Source organism: Methylovirgula sp. 4M-Z18 (assembly GCF_037890675.1).
Taxonomy (GTDB): Bacteria; Pseudomonadota; Alphaproteobacteria; order Rhizobiales; family Beijerinckiaceae; genus 4M-Z18.
The window spans coordinates 4381105-4399596 of record NZ_CP149574.1; the positions used below are offsets into that span (position 1 = coordinate 4381105).

The 18492-nt window shown below is 62.2% G+C and carries 14 protein-coding genes, 3 tRNA genes and 1 rRNA gene; 2 read left to right on the plus strand and 16 right to left on the minus strand.

Translation table 11 applies throughout. The annotated features are described in order from the left end of the window. Positions 1-98: 98 nt before the first annotated feature. The 11 genes from V9T28_RS20185 to V9T28_RS20235 all read right to left on the minus strand — a co-directional run bounded on the left by V9T28_RS20185 (position 99) and on the right by V9T28_RS20235 (position 11119). Positions 99-174: transfer RNA gene (locus V9T28_RS20185), tRNA-Ala, on the minus strand. Positions 175-215: 41 nt separating this feature from the next. After that, a tRNA-Ala gene (locus V9T28_RS20190) sits at positions 216-291 on the minus strand. Positions 292-301: 10 nt separating this feature from the next. After that, positions 302-378 (minus strand) — tRNA-Ile (locus V9T28_RS20195). Between the two features lie 196 nt (positions 379-574). Then, positions 575-2061: ribosomal RNA gene (locus V9T28_RS20200) — 16S ribosomal RNA — on the minus strand. Between the two features lie 800 nt (positions 2062-2861). After that, complete coding sequence (gene truB / locus V9T28_RS20205) at positions 2862-3770, minus strand: tRNA pseudouridine(55) synthase TruB (RefSeq protein WP_116401760.1); 909 nt, start codon at positions 3768-3770, stop codon at positions 2862-2864. After that, the gene (gene rbfA, locus V9T28_RS20210) at positions 3767-4186 is read right to left on the minus strand and encodes a 30S ribosome-binding factor RbfA (RefSeq protein ID WP_116401761.1); all 420 of its coding nucleotides are present in this window, start codon (positions 4184-4186) and stop codon (positions 3767-3769) included. Before rbfA ends, truB begins: the two co-directional genes overlap by 4 nt. A 125-nt stretch (positions 4187-4311) precedes the next feature. Then, positions 4312-7182 carry a translation initiation factor IF-2 gene (gene infB, locus V9T28_RS20215; protein WP_116401762.1) on the minus strand — a complete coding sequence of 957 codons (2871 nt, stop codon included), beginning with the start codon at positions 7180-7182 and terminating at the stop codon, positions 4312-4314. Between the two features lie 139 nt (positions 7183-7321). Continuing rightward, entirely contained in the window at positions 7322-7972 is a 651-nt protein-coding gene (locus V9T28_RS20220; protein WP_116401763.1) for an RNA-binding protein, read from the minus strand. Between the two features lie 76 nt (positions 7973-8048). After that, on the minus strand, positions 8049-9644 hold the full coding sequence (gene nusA / locus V9T28_RS20225; RefSeq protein ID WP_116401764.1) for a transcription termination factor NusA: 1596 nt from the start codon (positions 9642-9644) through the stop codon (positions 8049-8051). 27 nt (positions 9645-9671) lie between these two features. Beyond that, the gene (rimP, locus tag V9T28_RS20230) at positions 9672-10406 is read right to left on the minus strand and encodes a ribosome maturation factor RimP (RefSeq protein WP_116401765.1); all 735 of its coding nucleotides are present in this window, start codon (positions 10404-10406) and stop codon (positions 9672-9674) included. A 182-nt stretch (positions 10407-10588) separates the two neighbouring features. Then, entirely contained in the window at positions 10589-11119 is a 531-nt protein-coding gene (locus V9T28_RS20235; RefSeq protein ID WP_116401766.1) for a MarR family winged helix-turn-helix transcriptional regulator, read from the minus strand. Between the two features lie 544 nt (positions 11120-11663). Here V9T28_RS20235 and V9T28_RS20240 point away from each other — a divergent pair. Continuing rightward, on the plus strand, positions 11664-12734 hold the full coding sequence (locus V9T28_RS20240; protein WP_210210421.1) for a maleylacetate reductase: 1071 nt from the start codon (positions 11664-11666) through the stop codon (positions 12732-12734). 9 nt (positions 12735-12743) lie between these two features. Here the strand turns inward: V9T28_RS20240 and trmB are convergent, their stop codons facing one another. The 5 genes from trmB to V9T28_RS20265 form a co-directional block, all read right to left on the minus strand. Beyond that, entirely contained in the window at positions 12744-13439 is a 696-nt protein-coding gene (gene trmB / locus V9T28_RS20245; RefSeq protein ID WP_116401768.1) for a tRNA (guanosine(46)-N7)-methyltransferase TrmB, read from the minus strand. 63 nt (positions 13440-13502) lie between these two features. Beyond that, positions 13503-14708 carry a methionine adenosyltransferase gene (gene metK / locus V9T28_RS20250; RefSeq protein WP_116401769.1) on the minus strand — a complete coding sequence of 402 codons (1206 nt, stop codon included), beginning with the start codon at positions 14706-14708 and terminating at the stop codon, positions 13503-13505. Between the two features lie 120 nt (positions 14709-14828). Further along, complete coding sequence (gene lnt / locus V9T28_RS20255) at positions 14829-16538, minus strand: apolipoprotein N-acyltransferase (RefSeq protein ID WP_245424159.1); 1710 nt, start codon at positions 16536-16538, stop codon at positions 14829-14831. 7 nt (positions 16539-16545) lie between these two features. Continuing rightward, the gene (locus V9T28_RS20260; RefSeq protein WP_116401770.1) at positions 16546-17013 is read right to left on the minus strand and encodes a YybH family protein; all 468 of its coding nucleotides are present in this window, start codon (positions 17011-17013) and stop codon (positions 16546-16548) included. Positions 17014-17057: 44 nt separating this feature from the next. Next, complete coding sequence (locus V9T28_RS20265) at positions 17058-17915, minus strand: hypothetical protein (protein WP_116401771.1); 858 nt, start codon at positions 17913-17915, stop codon at positions 17058-17060. 244 nt (positions 17916-18159) lie between these two features. Here V9T28_RS20265 and V9T28_RS20270 point away from each other — a divergent pair, with 244 nt between their 5' ends. Beyond that, complete coding sequence (locus V9T28_RS20270; protein WP_147306476.1) at positions 18160-18408, plus strand: hypothetical protein; 249 nt, start codon at positions 18160-18162, stop codon at positions 18406-18408. Positions 18409-18492: the final 84 nt, after the last annotated feature.

Sequence of the window (18492 nt, forward strand, 5' to 3'; positions counted from 1 at the left end):
TTCACGATGTCAGATAACCCGCGACGCCGAAGATCTAAATCTTCCATGCTTCGCGAAACTTAAATTTTACGGATATCATTCCAGCAATCTCAAGCTGATGGTGGAGCTGAACGGGATCGAACCGATGACCTCATGCTTGCAAAGCACGCGCTCTCCCAGCTGAGCTACAGCCCCTTAGTCAGCACCCACTTCCCTCGACACCAACTCGTTAAAAATGGTGGAGCAGAACGGGATCGAACCGATGACCTCCTGAATGCGATTCAGGCGCTCTCCCAGCTGAGCTACTGCCCCTCACAACCAATGGTGGGCCTGGGAGGACTTGAACCTCCGACCTCACGCTTATCAAGCGCGCGCTCTAACCAACTGAGCTACAAGCCCTTGCCGGAGGACAAAAGGATGACGATCGATCCAGACGAATGTTCCCACCCGCCGCTCGACGTCTGATGTCCGTAAAAGAAGAAAGAGAAGCGTAGACGGCGTCGTCCCGCAATTGCATCCTGACTGGATGCTGTTGTTCTAAAATCGCTCGATAGTGAAGATCAAAATGACCCTCATCATAAGAAGCAATCCTTAGAAAGGAGGTGATCCAGCCGCAGGTTCCCCTACGGCTACCTTGTTACGACTTCACCCCAGTCGCTGACCCTACCGTGGTCGTCTGCCTCCTTGCGGTTAGCGAAACGCCTTCGGGTAAAACCAACTCCCATGGTGTGACGGGCGGTGTGTACAAGGCCCGGGAACGTATTCACCGTAGCGTTCTGATCTACGATTACTAGCGATTCCAACTTCATGTACTCGAATTGCAGAGTACAATCCGAACTGAGACGGCTTTTTGAGATTTGCTAGAGGTCACCCTTTCGCGTCCCATTGTTACCGCCATTGTAGCACGTGTGTAGCCCAGCCTGTAAGGGCCATGAGGACTTGACGTCATCCCCACCTTCCTCGCGGCTTATCACCGGCAGTCCCCCTAGAGTGCCCAACTGAATGATGGCAACTAAGGGCGAGGGTTGCGCTCGTTGCGGGACTTAACCCAACATCTCACGACACGAGCTGACGACAGCCATGCAGCACCTGTGTCCCTGGCTCCGAAGAGAAGAAACTGTCTCCAGTATCCGTCCAAGGCATGTCAAAAGCTGGTAAGGTTCTGCGCGTTGCTTCGAATTAAACCACATGCTCCACCGCTTGTGCGGGCCCCCGTCAATTCCTTTGAGTTTTAATCTTGCGACCGTACTCCCCAGGCGGAATGCTTAATGTGTTAACGGCGCCACTGAAGAGCAAGCTCCCCAACGGCTAGCATTCATCGTTTACAGCGTGGACTACCAGGGTATCTAATCCTGTTTGATCCCCACGCTTTCGCACCTCAGCGTCAATATCGAGCCAGTAAGCCGCCTTCGCCACTGGTGTTCCTGGTAATATCTACGAATTTCACCTCTACACTACCAATTCCACTTACCTCTCTCGAATTCAAGACTCCCAGTATCAAAGGCAGTTCTGAGGTTGAGCCTCAGGATTTCACCCCTGACTTAAAAGTCCGCCTACGTGCGCTTTACGCCCAGTGATTCCGAACAACGCTAGCCCCCTTCGTATTACCGCGGCTGCTGGCACGAAGTTAGCCGGGGCTTATTCTCCTGGTACAGTCATTATCTTCCCAGGTAAAAGAGCTTTACAACCCTAAGGCCGTCATCACTCACGCGGCATGGCTGGATCAGGCTTGCGCCCATTGTCCAATATTCCCCACTGCTGCCTCCCGTAGGAGTCTGGGCCGTGTCTCAGTCCCAGTGTGGCTGATCATCCTCTCAGACCAGCTACTGATCGTCGCCTTGGTGAGCCATTACCTCACCAACTAGCTAATCAGACGCGGGCCAATCTTTCGGCAATAAATCTTTCCCCCGAAGGGCTTATCCGGTATTAGCTTAAGTTTCCCCAAGTTATTCCGAACCAAAAGGTATGTTCCCACGTGTTACGCACCCGTCTGCCACTGACATATTGCTATGCCCGTTCGACTTGCATGTGTTAAGCCTGCCGCCAGCGTTCGTTCTGAGCCAGGATCAAACTCTCAAGTTAAAGGTGGAATTCAATCCACCAGAGATTTGATCTGACTAGTCACTTTGTTTATTACTCTGACGAGTTCCCAAGCACATCTTTGGCAATCACAGCCCCAGACCTAAATCCAAGGCTCATGCCTACGATGTCTTGAGTAAACGCGACTGTCATAGTCTCGTACGACCGATCTTCCGACCGATCCGCAAGGACTACGCCGCCTGCGTTTCTCTTTCTTCCGATTCAATTGTCATACAGCGAAACGAAACATCAAAGGTTTCTCAACCTAAGGCATTTGGCAACAGTACTTTGTCATCCAGCATAACCGGCTGGATTACAAACGCCCGATCAAGTCGAGGAGCACTATCACCGCGCTGGCCGCGTCAGCGGCGCGCCGTCAGTGATCGGGTGTATAGGCCCTGGCCCCGCGAACCGTCAAGCGCAATTTTCAAAAAAAATTCAAAAAAATCGCTGCTGCCTGCATTTGCTGGGGATTCTGGGGATTGTGTCGGTGTCTTGCATGCGTTGCGACGGGCAAAGACACGCGGCCGAATGCAAGTTAGGCCCTATTTGCAGGCATGAAAGGAATTTTTAACCATCGCGCGCCCGTGCGCGGCTGTCGGTGGACGGCGGCGATTATCATCCCCCGTTTGAGCCGGAATCCGATGCTGATGAAGGCCTCTGGCGGGCGAAAGAAGCTGTGCCGTGGGGATAATTTTCAATCCGCCGTTATGCGGCTCTGGATCCCGGGCCACGCCCGGCATGACAGCGTAGCCGTCTCAAACGGCACGGCCACAAATGTTTTGCGCCGCACCAGTGCTGTTTCATTCCGGTAGATTGAACACCCGGCTCGGCACGAGCTGGCCGTGGTCGACGACGCCAAAGGCGACGGGCACGCCGCCGCATGCGGCATAGACCGTCTCGCCCTCGGCCGGCGCATCGCGACCGCGTAGAATGAGGGATTGGCCGCGCCGCAAGCGCGCTGCGCCATTGCGGTCGACGATGACGCACGCAAGTTCGCTCAAGCCTGTTTCGACCGGAAGCAACGCGTGCACCGCCGATTCGGCCGAGGCCTTGAGTTCGTCGAGCGGCACGGCATCGAGTTCGGTAAAGGGGCCGACGCGGGTACGGCGCAGCGCCGTGACGTGGCCATAGCAGCCGAACATGCGGCCAAGATCGCGCGCCAGGGCGCGCACATAGGTTCCCTTGCCGCATTCGGCCTCAAGCACTGCTTCGTCCGCCGTGCTGTCGACGAGCCGCAAATCGTGGATCGTGATTGGCCGCGCCTCGAGCACGACTTCTTCGCCATCGCGCGCCAGATCATAGGCGCGCTCGCCGCCGACCTTGATCGCCGAAAATGCCGGCGGCCGTTGCAGAATCTCGCCGATGAAATGCGGCAGCGCAACCTCGATCTGCGCCACGCTCGGCCGTATGTCCGAGGTTTGCGTCACGCTGCCCTCGGTATCGTCGGTCGTCGTCTCCGCGCCCCAGCGCACGGTGAACCGATAGGCCTTTTGCCCGTCCTGCACGAAGGGCACGGTTTTCGTCGCCTCGCCGAAGGCGATCGGCAGGATGCCGGACGCGAGCGGATCGAGCGTGCCGGCATGGCCGGCCTTCTTGCCGTTGTAAATTCGTTTGAGCTGGCTGACCGCATGGGTCGAGGTCATGCCATAGGGCTTGTCGAGAATGACCCAGCCGTTGACCTCGACGCGCGTGGAGCGGGGCGCGCTCATGCAGACGGGTCCGCCTCGTCGTCGGGCTGCGCCGTGTCGCGCTTCACCTTGTCGGAATTGAGAATCTCGTCGATGCGCGCGCCCTGTTGAAACGCCTCATCGGCGCGGAAGCGGATTTCGGGCGCGAATTTCATGTTGATCTTTTGCGAGATCTCGCCGCGCAGATATTTCTTGTGGCTCTCGAGCGCCTGCACCACCTCTTTCACGTCCTTGCCGCCAAGCGGCATGACATAGATCGTGGCGAGCTTCAGGTCGGGCGACATGCGCACCTGCGGCACCGAGATGACGTGGCTGGTCAGAATCGGATCGTTGATGTCGCCGCGCGCCAGCAGTTCCGACATGACCTGGCGCACGAGTTCGGCAACGCGCAACATGCGCTGGGACGGCTCGCCGCCATTGTGATGTTGTCTTGACATGATTGAATTTCCTGCACCGGGACCGCAGGCATGATCCGCCCGCAAGGCGCTGCACGACGCGGTTAGCCCGCATCAATTGCAGCCGGACCAGCGGGCTCAATAAGCCCGCGGCCCCAATGGTTTCCTTAAAGCGACCGTTTCACTTCCTCGACGCGATAGCACTCGATGATGTCGCCGGCGCGCATATCCTGATAATTTTCGAACGCCATGCCGCATTCCTGGCCGGCCTGCACCTCGCGGACCTCGTCCTTGAAGCGCTTGAGCGTCGACAACTTGCCTTCGTGCACCACGACATTGTCGCGGATGAGGCGCACGCCGAGACCGCGCTCGACTTTGCCGTCGGTGATGCGGCAGCCGGCCACCTTGCCGACCTTGGAAATGTTGAACACTTCCAGGATGAGCGCATTGCCCATCATGGTTTCGCGCAACGTCGGCGCCAGCAGGCCGGACATCGCCGCCTTCACGTCATCCACGAGATTGTAGATGATGTTGTAATAGCGGATCTCGATGCCGAGGCGTTCGGCCGCCTCGCGCGCTTCCTTGTGGGCGCGCACGTTGAAGCCGATGACGGCCGCGTTGGAGGCCTCCGCCAACGTCATGTCGGATTCGGAGATACCGCCGACGCCGGCATGGATGACGCGGGCGCGAACCTCGTCGTTGCCGAGCTTCTCCAGCGCCGAAATGATCGCTTCGACCGAGCCCTGCACGTCGCCCTTGATGAGCAGCGGGAACTCCTTGCGGCCGGCAGTCTTGAGCTGGCTCATCATATCGGCGAGCGAGCCGCGCACCGTGCCGCCCGAAGCCGCCGCCTTGTCGCGCTTCAGGCGCTGGCGGTATTCGGTGATTTCACGGGCACGGGCTTCGTTTTCGACGACAGCCACGCGGTCGCCGGCTTCCGGAGCACCGTTGAAGCCGAGCACCTCGACCGGGAAGCTCGGCGGTGCCTCGGTGACATGTTCGCCCTTGTCGTCCAGCAATGCACGCACGCGGCCCCATTGGGTGCCGGCGACGATGATGTCGCCGCCGCGCAGCGTGCCGCGCTGCACAAGCACGGTCGCAACCGGGCCGCGGCCGCGATCGAGACGCGCTTCGATGACCGTGCCTTCCGCGGTGCGGTCCGGATTGGCCTTGAGTTCGAGCACTTCCGCCTGAAGAGCAATGGCATCGAGCAATCTGTCGAGATTGGTTTTCTGCTTGGCGGACACTTCGACTTCGAGCGTATCGCCGCCGAGGCTTTCCACCTGCACTTCATATTGCAGCAATTCGGTGCGCACGCGCTCGGGATGGGCATCCGGCTTGTCGACCTTATTGATCGCCACGATGAGCGGCACTTTCGCCGCGCGCGCGTGGTTGATCGCCTCGATCGTCTGCGGCATCACGCCGTCATCCGCCGCGACCACCAGCACCACGATGTCGGTGACCTTGGCGCCGCGGGCGCGCATGGCGGTAAAGGCAGCGTGGCCGGGCGTATCGATGAAGGTGATCGGCAGGCCGCTCGGAGCGACAACCTGATAGGCGCCGATATGCTGGGTGATACCGCCGGCTTCGCCCGACACCACATTGGCGTGGCGGATCGCATCGAGCAGCGAGGTCTTGCCGTGGTCGACGTGGCCCATGATGGTCACGACCGGCGGACGCGAAACCGTATCGCTTGCCTCATCGACAGTGTCGAAAAGTCCCTCTTCCACGTCGGATTCGGCGACGCGGCGCACCGTGTGCCCCATTTCTTCCGCGATGAGCTCCGCCGTATCGGCATCGATCACGTCGGTGATCTTATGCATCTGGCCCTGCTTCATCAGGAATTTGATCACGTCGACGCCGCGCTCCGACATGCGGTTGGCGAGCTCTTGAATCGTGATCGTCTCAGGCAACACGATTTCGCGCGCAATCTTTTCCTTCTGCTCGACATGGCCGCGGTGCAAGCGCTGGACACGGCGCTTGAAGGCGGCGACCGAACGGGTGCGCTCTTCCTCCTCCTGGCCGACATTGTGCACCGTCAAACGGCCGCGCATCTTAGGCTCGGCGCCCTTGGCGGGACGCGGCGGCAGCACAACCTTCGGCGCGGCAACCGCGCCGGGGCGGCGCACCATGGTACGCTTGGTTTCGTCCTCTTCCGCCTGCACCGGGCGACGTCCCGCAGGCGCCGTCGCGGTTGCGCCGGCTGTCGTGGTCGTGGCTGCCTTCGGCACTTTCGGCGGCAGGACCGAGGTCGACTGCACTGGCTGGCCGCCGGCCAGACGGCGCTTGGCCTCTTCCTCCGACCGGCGCTTGGCTTCGAGGTCATGGGCGCGGCGCGCCTCTTCCTCGCGCTTGCGGGCTTCTGCCGCCTCGCGCTCGACCTTCTCGCGTGCTTCGCGTTCGGCGCGCGCCGAAGCTTCGGCTTGCTGCCGCTGCCGGTCTTCTTCCTCGCGGCGGCCAGCATCGGCGAGCGCGCGGGTGCGTGCCTCGCGCTCCTCGTCGGTCAGCGTCCGCAAAACGACGCCGGTCTGCGGACGCGGCGCATTGGTCGGGCGGCCTTGGCCCGGACGGTTGCCATTTGAGCGGCTCGGAGCCGGCGCCGCGGTGCCCGCGCGCGCTTGCGGCGCAGGAGTTGCACGCGCCGTGGGCGCCGCCGATACGGTCGGGCCGCGCGGTGCGGCGGGCGCTGCCGGCGCGGGCGTGCTCGGGGCAGCGACGGGACGGGGCGACGGCGGCGCGGATTTCGCGGCCGGAATGACGATCTGCGCCATCACGGGCGGCGGCGCCTGCACACTCGCGGGCGGCAGCACCGGCGGAGCCGGCGGCGGCGTCACGGGCTGGGGGGCCGGCGCGGCGGCGGGCTTGGCGCCAGTCGTCGGCAGGACGCGCGTCTTGACCTTTTCAACCACAACGGCCTTGCTGCGACCATGCGAAAAGCTCTGACGCACGACGCCCTGCTCGACCGGACGCTTCAAGCTCAGCGTCTTGGTCGGGGCGACCGTCAGGGTCTTGTCACCGTTGTTTTTCGTGTCCGTCATACGTTCCCAATTCCTCGGGGCCTTTCAGAGGCCCAAATGATCATAATTCCGCCGCACCTCCGTGCCGCCGCACGTCGGTGCGTTCTCTTGCGCCGCCGCGTTCGTTTTTGCAAGAGCGTCGCCAAGCAAAAATTAAGCCTTAAGGCTCAGCTCGCGCCGGGTCCTCGCGAAAATCCTGCAATCTGCGGGCGCGATTGAGGAAAGCGTCGGCGACCGGAGAGGCATCGAGACAGGCATGTATCACATTTACCCGCCCCAAGGCCAAATCTAATTGCACCGACGAAAACACGCCGATCTCGGCGATGGCGTTTCCCGCCTCCCCGAGCTGCCGCCGCAAGACCTGCCGTAACTTCCGTACCCCGTCAGCACTGCCGTCCGCCGCATGAAGCACTGCGGCAAGCGTTTTTTTGACCAGAGCCGCCTCGATCTTGGCGGCGCCGGTGGTGACGACGCCCGCCTTATTGGCCATAGATAGGCTCTGCAGCGCGTCCTGCTCCAGAAGATGATCGACGAGGGATACGAGCTTATCTGGTGCGCGAACGGATTTTTTAAAGGCCTTGTCGAAGGCTTTCTTGCGCAAAGCCTCAGCCAAGACCGACGCGCGCGCTGTGACCCAAACGCCACGCCCCGGCAATTTCCGCCTGATGTCCGGTGTCACCTCGCCGTCCGGCGCAAGGACGAAACGGATCATCGCCGCGGGCGGCAGCGTCGCGCGCGAGACAATGCAGGTGCGCTCGGAGCCGCCAGCAGGCTTGCCGTCATCGAGCGCATCTGCGGAAAGGTCGGACATTATTTCCAGTCTATCTCATTTGTTTTGTGAAAACGCCGCGCGTCTCCTTCTCCCGATGGGAGAAGGGCTCGATTAATCACGCTTCGCCGGGTTGATGATCTTCCTCTTCGGCAGCCGCTTCCGGCGCGGCCTCGATCCAGCCCGCCTTGACGCGCGCCTGCATGATCATCGCTTCGGCGGCTTCGCGCGACAGTTCGAATCCGTCGAGGAAGCCCGCCATCTTCACCGTTTCGCCGTTCTTGCGTTCGCTCCAGCCGACGAGATCGTCGGTTGCGCAGCCGGCGAGATCCTCGACGCTCTTCACGTCGTTCTCGCCGAGCTTGACCAGCATACCGCTCGTCATGCCGTCGATCTCGAGCAAGTCGTCGGCGACACCGAGCTCCTTGCGCTTGGCATCGTGTTCCGCCTCGATGCGCGCAAGATAATCGCGAGCGCGGGTTTGAATCTCCGAGGCCGTGTCTTCGTCGAAGCCTTCGATCGATGCAAGTTCCGACGTTTCGACGAAAGCGAGTTCCTCGACCGAGCGGAAGCCTTCCGAGGCAAGCAGTTGGCCGACCACTTCGTCGACATCGAGCGCTTCCATGAAGACGCTGGTGCGTTCCTGGAACTCCTTCTGCCGGCGGCTCGATTCCTCGGCCTCGGTCAGAATGTCGATGTCCCAACCGGTGAGCTGCGAGGCAAGGCGCACGTTCTGGCCGCGGCGGCCGATGGCAAGCGAAAGCTGATCGTCCGGCACCACCACTTCGATGCGCTCGGAATCCTCGTCCAACACCACTTTGACGACTTCCGCCGGCTGCAGCGCATTGACGATGAAGGTCGCAGCATCCTGCGACCAGGGAATGATGTCGATCTTCTCGCCCTGCAATTCGCCGACGACCGCCTGCACGCGCGAGCCGCGCATACCGACGCAGGCGCCGACCGGATCGATCGAGGAATCGCGCGAGATCACAGCGATCTTCGCGCGCGAACCCGGATCGCGCGCCACCGATTTCACCTCGATGATGCCATCGTAGATTTCCGGCACTTCCTGGCCGAACAGCTTCGCCATGAATTGCGGATGCGTGCGCGACAGGAAGATCTGCGGGCCGCGCTGCTCGCGCCGCACGTCGTAGACATAGGCGCGGATGCGGTCACCCGGGCGGAAGGTTTCGCGCGGAATGAGTTCGTCGCGCCGCACGACGGCTTCGCCACGGCCAAGGTCGATGACCACGTTGCCATATTCGACGCGCTTGACGACACCGTTGACGATCTCGCCGATACGGTCCTTGAATTCCTCGTATTGGCGATCGCGCTCGGCCTCGCGCACTTTCTGCACGATGACCTGCTTCGCCGACTGCGCGGCAATGCGGCCGAAATCGAACGGCGGCAAGGTTTCGGCGATCCAGTCGCCGACTTGCGCCGCAGGGTTTTTCTTGCGCGCTTCGGTCAGGAGAATTTGCGTCGCGTCATTCTCGATCTGCTCGACGACGAGCAGAAGGCGCGAGAAGCGCGTCTCGCCGGTCTTCGGATTGATCTCGGCGCGCACTTCCGTCTCCTGGCCGTAGCGCGAACGTGCCGCCTTTTGCAGTGCGTCTTCCATCGAGGCCAGAACGATCTGGCGGTCGATGGATTTTTCGCGCGCGACCGCATCGGCGATTTGCAGCAGTTCGAGTCTGTTGGCGCTGATGGCCATGTTTTTTCTCCTCGTTCCTTTAAACTCTTACTTCGTCGGCTTGCCCGGCGCCGTTGGGCGGCGTATCTGCACGCCGGCCGGCAACATGGGCTTGGCCTTGTATTTTTGCGCATTGCGGGCCGCGAACCGGCCCGGTCCCTTCTTCGGCATCTCGGGTTCCGGTGCTTCGTCTTCGGTCTGGTCGTCCGCCTCGTCCGCATGTTTGCCGGCGCGCAAAGCCTCGCGGATCAGAGCGTCGGTCAGCACCAGACGGCCGTCGCTGAGATCGTTGAGCGGCAGCCGCACCATCTCGTCTTCGCCGGGGCCGACTTCAAGCCGGTGCACCACCACGACATCGCCTTCGACCGCCTCGATGATCCCGCGGAACCGGCGGCGGCCATCGAGACCGGCGGCCAATTCGATCCGCGCCTCATGGCCGACCGCGCGGGCGAAATCCGACACGCGCACCAACGGCCGATCAATGCCCGGCGAGGACATTTCGAGATGATAAACCTGCTTGATCGGATCTTCCACATCGAGCACGGGCGACAGAGCGGTGCTCGCCGCCTCGCAATCGCTGACCATCATCGTGCCGTCCGGCTTTTCCGCCATGATCTGCACGGTGCAGCCGTTGTTGCCGGAGATCTTCACGCGCACCAGCCGGTAGCCGAGATCGCGCAAAACCGGCTCGGCAATATGCGCTACGCGGGCTGCGACGCCGGTTTCGCTGACGAGGCGCGGCTCGGTCAAAAGATCGGGAATTTCAGGCTTTTGCTCGCTCATCTGAGAGTCCGGGGCGCCGGCAATAAAAAAGAGCGGGTCCCTCGCGGAGCCCACTCTCAACTAGTGACCGGATGCCACTAAGAGATTTACAATGTACGGCGCTTATATAGGAAAAGCGCGATGCGGTGCAAGCAAAATCGGCAAGCCAGCGTGGATCTCGCCGGGATCGCCAACAATTTCATCTAAGTCGTCGTATCGTGGAGCCCGGCGAGCTTGGCCTGCATCTCGTCGGCGGGCTCGGCTTCCGTGCGTGCCATCCCTTTGCGCATCAACTCCTCTTCCAGCCGGTCGACATTGCGGTAGAGCTGCTTGAGCGTAGCTTTCAGCGCGGTGATTTCGCGCTGCGACAATCCCGTCGTCTCGACTTCTTCAAAACGGGCGGCAACCGGCGTCAACCGCAAGACCAAGGTGCGGCCAAGCGGTGTCAGCCGCACCTGCAAACTGCGCCGATCGCGCTCCGGCCGGTCGCGGATTAGGAGGCCATTGCGGTGCATGTCGGCAACGGTACGGGACAGGGTGGAGAGGTCGATCGCGGTCAATTCGGCCAGTTCGCCGAGGCGCACGGGCCGCCCCTCTTCGAGCAACGCCGCCAAAACCCGATAGGATTGTACGGTCAAACCGTGGGTTTTCGCGACCTGATTGAACAAGTCGCGGGCACGAATGCCGGCACGTGTCACCAAATAGGGCAAGGAATTGGACAGCCGGTACGTCATGCGCGACCTCGCCTCGTTTCCCTAGGGTGTCGTGGCCATTTTTGACCTCATCCAGCCATAGGTCAAATGGTCACTCCACACTAGGATCGTAACCCATTGATCTGGCGTCTATAATATTTCCATCCCGAAATAATTGCACTTTCAACATTTCGTTGACAAGCCCCAGCGGACGCGATCTAGTCCGCTCAAATGAGAAGACCTCGAGAGTGAAGGTTCACGTCGCGGGAATCGCGCCAAAGGAGCGTTTTGCCGGTGGCCGGTGCAGCGCGGGGGAGCGCGGCCGGCGCCCGAAAACTGATCTCATCGGACCCACCAACCTTGTAAATGCATTGCTGCCCAGTTGAGTGTCGTTTGCAGCGTTTTGCGTTGCGGCTTCCGCTGGCGAGCCCCACGCGGCCATGCGGCGACTTTTAGAGGGAGAGGCGATGGGTGCACAGCGGATGATCGACGCGCAAGAGCGGCGCATCAGGGTCCCGGCGAGCGATAGCGACACCCCTTCATGCCTCTTCGTGCAAGGTCTGGTGGTCGCGCATATTTCACGCTGATGAGCCCGGCTCCCCGCCCACGGCCGGTGCGTGTGGTTTTCGACGCGGACGCCAAAGGCATCCTCGCCGACGAAATCAAACAGCTCGGCTGCGCGCGGGCGGTCATCGTGACCGTCGCCGAATTCGACAAATTGGCGCAGGAGCTCGCGGCTCAGATCGGGAGCCTGTGCGCTGGGGTTTTCGCCGAGGCGGAATCGCATACGCCCGTTGCGGTGACCGACAGGGCCGCCGTCTATGTCAGGCGGCAAAATGCCGATTGCCTGGTTGCTCTTGGCGGCAGCACGGCCGTCGGACTCAGCAAGGCGCTCGCGCTGCGGACCCACCTGCATCAGATCGCCTTGCCGATGAGCTTCAGTGGCGCCGAAGTCACCGCGATCCTCAATGAAACGGTGAGCGGGCTGAAGACGCAGGTCTATACGCTCGCCGTGTTGCCGGACGTCATTCTTTACGATGTCAGCCTGACGCTGGTGATCCATACGGGCGCCGTCTTGGCGAGCGGCCTGATCGGTATGGCCCATGCGGTCGAAGCCCTTTACGCCCCGGACAGGACGCCTGCCGTCACGCTGATGGCGGAAGAAGGCATTCGCATCTTCGCAAAGACGCTGCCTGCGATTCATGCCGATCCGCTCGACATGCGCGCCCGCGCCCGCGCCATGCACGGGGCTTGGCTATGCGGTTCCTGTCTCAATACCGCGAGCACGGGATTGCATCACAGATTATGCGAGATCCTCGGCGGGTCGTTTCGCCTGTCGCACTTCAACACCCATGCCGTGATGCTGCCCTATACGATCGGCTATAATGCGGCGGCGGCACCCGACGCCATGCGGCGCATTGCCGAAAATCTCGGCACAAAAAACGCAGCAAAAGGCATGTACGATTTCACGCGGCGCTTGACACTGCCGCCATCGCTTGCGGCGATCGGGTTCAAGCGCGACCAGATCGAACGGGCGGCCGAACTGGTGGTCGCCAATCCGATCCTCAACCCGCGTCCCTTGCGCCGCAGCACCATCCGCGCGCTTCTGGACAGCGCGCTGGCCGGCGAACCGCCGCCTTGGCCGTTCGAAGAATAGAACGGGGTCTTACCGCCGCACAAACGTCAGGTAAGCCGACGCCCTGCCCTCGCGGCGGGCCTTTTCCTCGTAGCGGGTGGATTGCCAATGCGGCCAGGGCTGCAGCCAATCCTGCGCGCTTTGGGCCAGCCACACGAAATCCGCCGACCGCTGGATGCGCGCCAAAACCCAGCCGGCGTAATCGTCGATATCGGTGGCAAAGCGCAATTCGCAGCCCGGCTTCAGCACCCGCGCGAGACGGCGCAGCATATCGTCGGAGACGAACCGGCGCTTGCGCTGGCGGCGTTTCGGCCAGGGGTCGGGATAGAGGATGTAGATTCCACTGAGCGAAGCGTCGGGCAGCGCGTCGATGAGCTCCCCGGCATCGCCCGGATGCAGGCGGATATTGTCGAGATCGTGCTCCTCGATCAACGCCAGCGCCTTGGCGACGCCGTTGACGAAAGGCTCGCAGCCGAAGAAGCCGGTGTGCGGATGACGCGCCGCCTCGAGCCCCAGATGCTCGCCGCCGCCAAAGCCGATTTCAAGCCACAGGTCGGTGACGTGAGGGGGAAACAGCGTGGCCGGATCGGCGATCGGCGCCGCGACGGGCACGGCGACCTGCGGCAGCAAGTCCGCCATCAGTTGCGTCTGATGCCGCCGCAACGGCTTGCCCTTGCGGCGCCCGTGCAGGGTCGAACGAAGCGGGGCGGAAGGCTCTTCGGACACGAATACGGCTCAGCAAAAGCGACAGACCACGGCGTCACGCCGCCGCGGTCCGTTCACGTCCATTTAAGCGCAGAGCGCCTTGATCTGATCGGCGAGGTCGGTCTTCTCCCACGAGAAGCCGCCGTCGCGCATGTGCTTGCGGCCGAAATGGCCGTAGGACGAGGTGCGCGCATAGATCGGACGGTTCAGCGCCAGATGGTTGCGGATGCCGCGCGGCGACAGGTCCATCGCCTGCATCAGCGCCTGTTCGAGCTTGGCTTCGTCCACCTTGCCGGTGCCGTGCGTGTCGACATAGATCGACAGCGGCTTGGCGACGCCGATAGCGTAGGACAATTGAATGGTGCAGCGGTCCGCGAGCTTGGCCGCCACGACATTCTTGGCGAGGTAGCGCGCCGCATAGGCCGCCGAACGGTCGACCTTGGTCGGGTCCTTGCCCGAGAATGCGCCGCCGCCGTGGGGCGCCGCGCCGCCGTAAGTATCGACGATGATCTTGCGGCCGGTGAGGCCTGCATCGCCGTCCGGACCGCCGATCACGAATTTGCCGGTCGGATTGACGTGCCAGGCGGTCTCGTCGGTGATCCAGCCTTCGGGCAGGGTCGCACGGATATAGGGCTCGACGATCCTGCGCACATCATCCGAGGTCAGGCTGTCATCGAGATGCTGGGTGGACAGCACGATCTGGGTGACGCCCACCGGCTTGCCGTTTTCATATTTGATCGTAACCTGGCTCTTGGCGTCGGGGCCGAGTTTGGCCGCCTCGCCTTCCTTGGCATGACGGGCCTTGGTCAGGACTTCCAGGATCTTGTGCGAATAATAGATCGGCGCCGGCATCAGCTCCGGCGTTTCGCGGCAGGCATAGCCGAACATGATGCCCTGGTCGCCTGCGCCCTCGTCTTTGTTGCCGTTGGAATCGACGCCTTGCGCGATATCGGCCGACTGGGCGTGCAGGAGCACGTCGATCTTCGCTTTCTTCCAGTGGAAGCCGTCCTGCTCGTAGCCGATCGCCTTGATCGCCCGGCGGGCAGCGGATTTCACCTTGCTTTTCAGCGTCTTTTCATCGAGCGAGGTGCGGACCTCGCCGGCGATCACGACGCGGTTGGTCGTCGCCATGGTCTCGCAGGCGACGCGCACCTGGGCCGGGTCCATGCCCGCCTTGATCGCTTCTTTGAAGAACAGATCCACCACTTCGTCGGAAATGCGGTCGCAAACCTTGTCGGGATGACCTTCAGACACGGATTCGCTGGTAAAAAGGTAATTCTGGCGCGCCAAGGCTAAGGACTCCGGCTTTCATTCGTCATGCAGGCCCGGCATCAGCGCGACAGCGGGCAAGCGCGCCGTTCTGCCAGGGCGCGTTCGTTTCGTCAAGCAATTTCGCGAAAAGCGTTCTTTTTAGAGAACGCTTTGCGCCGCATTTCCCGCCCGGCGCGCGAGGACCCCGATCACCGCGCCGGCCAAGGCGACCAGCCAGATCAGGGCGATGAACACGGGGCCCTGGCGCGAGAACGGGGTGCGCGGAAGGGCGGTCGGCAGCGCCACATTGAGGGCCGCTTCCTCGCCAAGCTTCGACTGGGCGAGAATGCGGCCATAGGCGTCGGCCACGGCCGAAACGCCGGTATTGGCGACACGCACCAGCGGTATTCCCTCCTCGACGCTGCGCAGCCGCGCCTGCGCCAGGTGCTGATACGGCCCCCAAGTGCGGCCGAACCAGGAATCGTTCGAGACATTCAGGAACAGGCCTGGGCGCTCGCCGACCTCTCCCTGCGGCATGACCGCGCCGGAGAAAATCGCCTCGTAGCAGATCAGCGGCGCAATCGGCGGTAGGCCGGGCGCGTGCAGCAGATGACGCTCCTGCCCGGCGCTGAAACCGCCGATCTGATGCACGAATTGCGTCAGGCCGATCGCGCGCAGCAGAAAATCCGCCGGCAGGTATTCGCCGAACGGCACGAGATGCACCTTATCGTACGAATCGACGATCTCGCCGTTCCGCACCACCTGCAGCGCATTGAAATATTGCGGATATTGCGCCCCCGGCAATTTTTCGCCCTGCCGCGCCGCCCCCGTGATCAGCGGCATGTCGTCCGGCAGGCCGGAATCGATCTGCTGCAGCGCCTCGGGGTTGCGCGACAGAATCAAGGGAAAGGCGGATTCGGGCCAGATCACATGGGTCGCCGGCGTGAAGGATGGGGCATTCGCTGGCGCCTCGAAGGTCTTCTGCGACAGGGCAAGGTAATTGTCGATGATCTCGCCCGCATTCTCGGGGCGGAAATAATCGTCGTCGGTGAGGTTGGGCTGGATGAGGCCGAGGCGGACATTCGGCACGGTTGCGGCCGGCCCGTCGGGCAGACGCACAAAACCGAAAAGCCCCAAGCCCAGGAGCGCGAAGGCGGCGAAGACTGTCGGAAGCTTGAGCCGGCCCCGAACGCTGCCGCGATCGGTCCATGTCGCCGGCGCGGCGAAAATCGCAATGGCGAGGAAAGTCATCCCGTCGATGCCCACGATACTGGCGAACTGGCTCAAATCGTCCCGCCCGCACAAGGCCATGCCGAGGAGGTTCCATGGAAAGCCGGTCAGGATATGGCCGCGCAGATATTCCGTCGTGCCGAGGCCCGCACTGAGCGCGAGGATGCGCGCCGGCGTTCGCGACCACAGGAGCCGCGCCAGCACGAAGCCCAAAGCGGGAAAGAACGCTAGAACCGCCGGCAGTCCGACGACGCCGAGCGGCAACGCCCAGGCCCATTGCGCCGCATCGACCAGAAACGCCGCCCCCAGCCACCACAGCCCGGCGACGAAATAGCCAAAACCCCAGAACCACCCGAGCACCGCAACCCGGCGCAGCGCCGGCCCCGAGAACGCAGGGTTTTCGTCCACGGCGCCATCGATCAGCCAGACGGCGGCACCGAGGGCGACGATCATGATCGGAAAGAAATTCACCGGCGCCATGGCGAGCGCGCCGCTCGCGCCGCTCGCGAAGGCAAAAAGAAACCGCCGCCAAGCGGGCGCTGCACCGAGCAAAAGGCGGCGCAGCGGCACGGGGATGGCCGGCCTGTCCGGCGCGATGGGCGACCTTGCGGCCGGCATGATGTCCGCGGGCCGCGACATGGGCCGCTCAGTTCGAATAGAGGTCACCGATGCGCGACGGTCCATCGACGTGTTGATCCGTCTGTTGACCCTGGCCGGCTTGGCGCCCGCCCTGCGTCTGCACGCGATTCCAGATGAAGCTTTCGATTTTCCAAGCCTGATCGCCCTTTTCGGCTGCCAGCAGATATTTGCTGACGATCATCTGCTGCTGCCCGCCGGAGCGCAGCGTGAGCCGCCCGACCGCGCGGGCATGGTCCGCCCCAAAGGCTTTGACGTTGAAGACGGTGAATTCGAAAGCCTGGATGTTCTTCAGCGTATTGTCCCACAAGGTGGCGATATCGGCATGCCCTTTGATCACCGGCTTGCTGGGCGCCAGCAGAAACCCGCTCTCCGAAAACAGCGCTGTGAACGCGGCGACATCATGGTTGTTCAACGCCGCGCTCAGGTCGCCGACAAGCGCCTGAATCGCCGCGGTTAGGTCGGCTTCCGTATTCATCCATACCCCCGATTTGCGGTCTTTAAGAACGATGCGCTTTAGATTTAACGCGACTTCACGCCGATCGCATTGTGTGCCTGATCGTACAAGACGGAATAGGTGTAGAACACCTGCAGACTGTCGGGCGCCCCCGTATCCAATTTGACCGTCTCGCAATGCGAGCGCTTCGGGCACACCGAGAATTTGTTGACGGTGTCCGGACTGATGCCGCCCGTCGCGGGATCGACCTGCGGTTTCGGAACCGAGCTCATCTTGTAGCCTTTGCGCTCGGCCGCGGTCGGGTTGATGATCAAGCGTCCGGGACTGCTGTCGCCGGGCAGCGGCAGTTCGACGATCCAGGAGTCACCCAAATCGCTGAGCGGATTGCCGGCGGCGAGCGGGATGCGCGGCTTGTGAATGGACACACCCAAAATCGCCTGAAAACCCTGGTTGGGGATACCGTCGCCGCCGATGCCATAGCTGTCGGCATCCATTTTGGAGGCGGGACAATTCGGCCGCTCCGGGCCGCAGGTCACTTCCTGGACATTCTGCACGACGATCGGCTGCGCGGTCGCGGCGTCACCGACCGCGACCACCGTGCGCACCAGCGAGCCGCGCAGGACGACGCCCGAACCGAAAGGATAGGACCGGACGACACCCGTATCCTCGGCCTGCGGCGCAGAAGCAGAAAAAGCCTTGGTGAGGACGCGCAATCCGATCGAGCCGGTATCGACCATGGCCATGACCGCCGTGTCGCCGCCGAAACTGACCGGCACCGAATAGCGGATATTGCCATCCGGCAATTGCGTCTGGCTGATCGGGACCTCGACCCGGGGAAAGGACGCGGCCAGCGCTGGCGCCGCCAGTGCGGCCGCGGCAATCCCGGCAAGAATGGAAGAAAGCGTAAAACGGTACGAAGCCATGGGACTCAAACCTAATATATTTGCGGCGTCTACTCTGTCCGGTAATACGTTCGGCCGGCAAACGCAACGCGAGGCAGGAGAAGCCGCGACAACGGTCAATTCTATCCCTTTGGCAGAAAAACGGCGGTTTTGCGGCGCCTGATCACGCCCGTGCCCGTCGGGAATGGCGAATCTTGCCTCGTGTCGGAAAGTCCTTTAAGCCACAGGCGACATGTCACACGTCAAGCGTGAAGGGATCGAGTTGATGGCAGATGAGCATTTCGACGCGCTCACACAATTGCGGGATCGCCTGGTCGTCGAGCGCCGGAACCTTGTCCAGGACCTGCTGAGCGACAGCTTTGCCGACACCGAGACCCGGCACGAAACCATCGGCCATTTCATGGGCCTGCAGCAATTCATCGACACGGTGGAACGCGCGCTCGGCCACGAAGTGAGCCTCACGCAAAATCGTGGGCCGGCGCCCGGCCAAACGCAATTTCGCCCCTTCAGCTAAGCTGCAAAGTGCGCCAGCGCACCTCCCGCAGCAGCGTCATTTGATTGAATTTGCTTGCAAGACTTTGGGCGCAGGTTCAAGGTT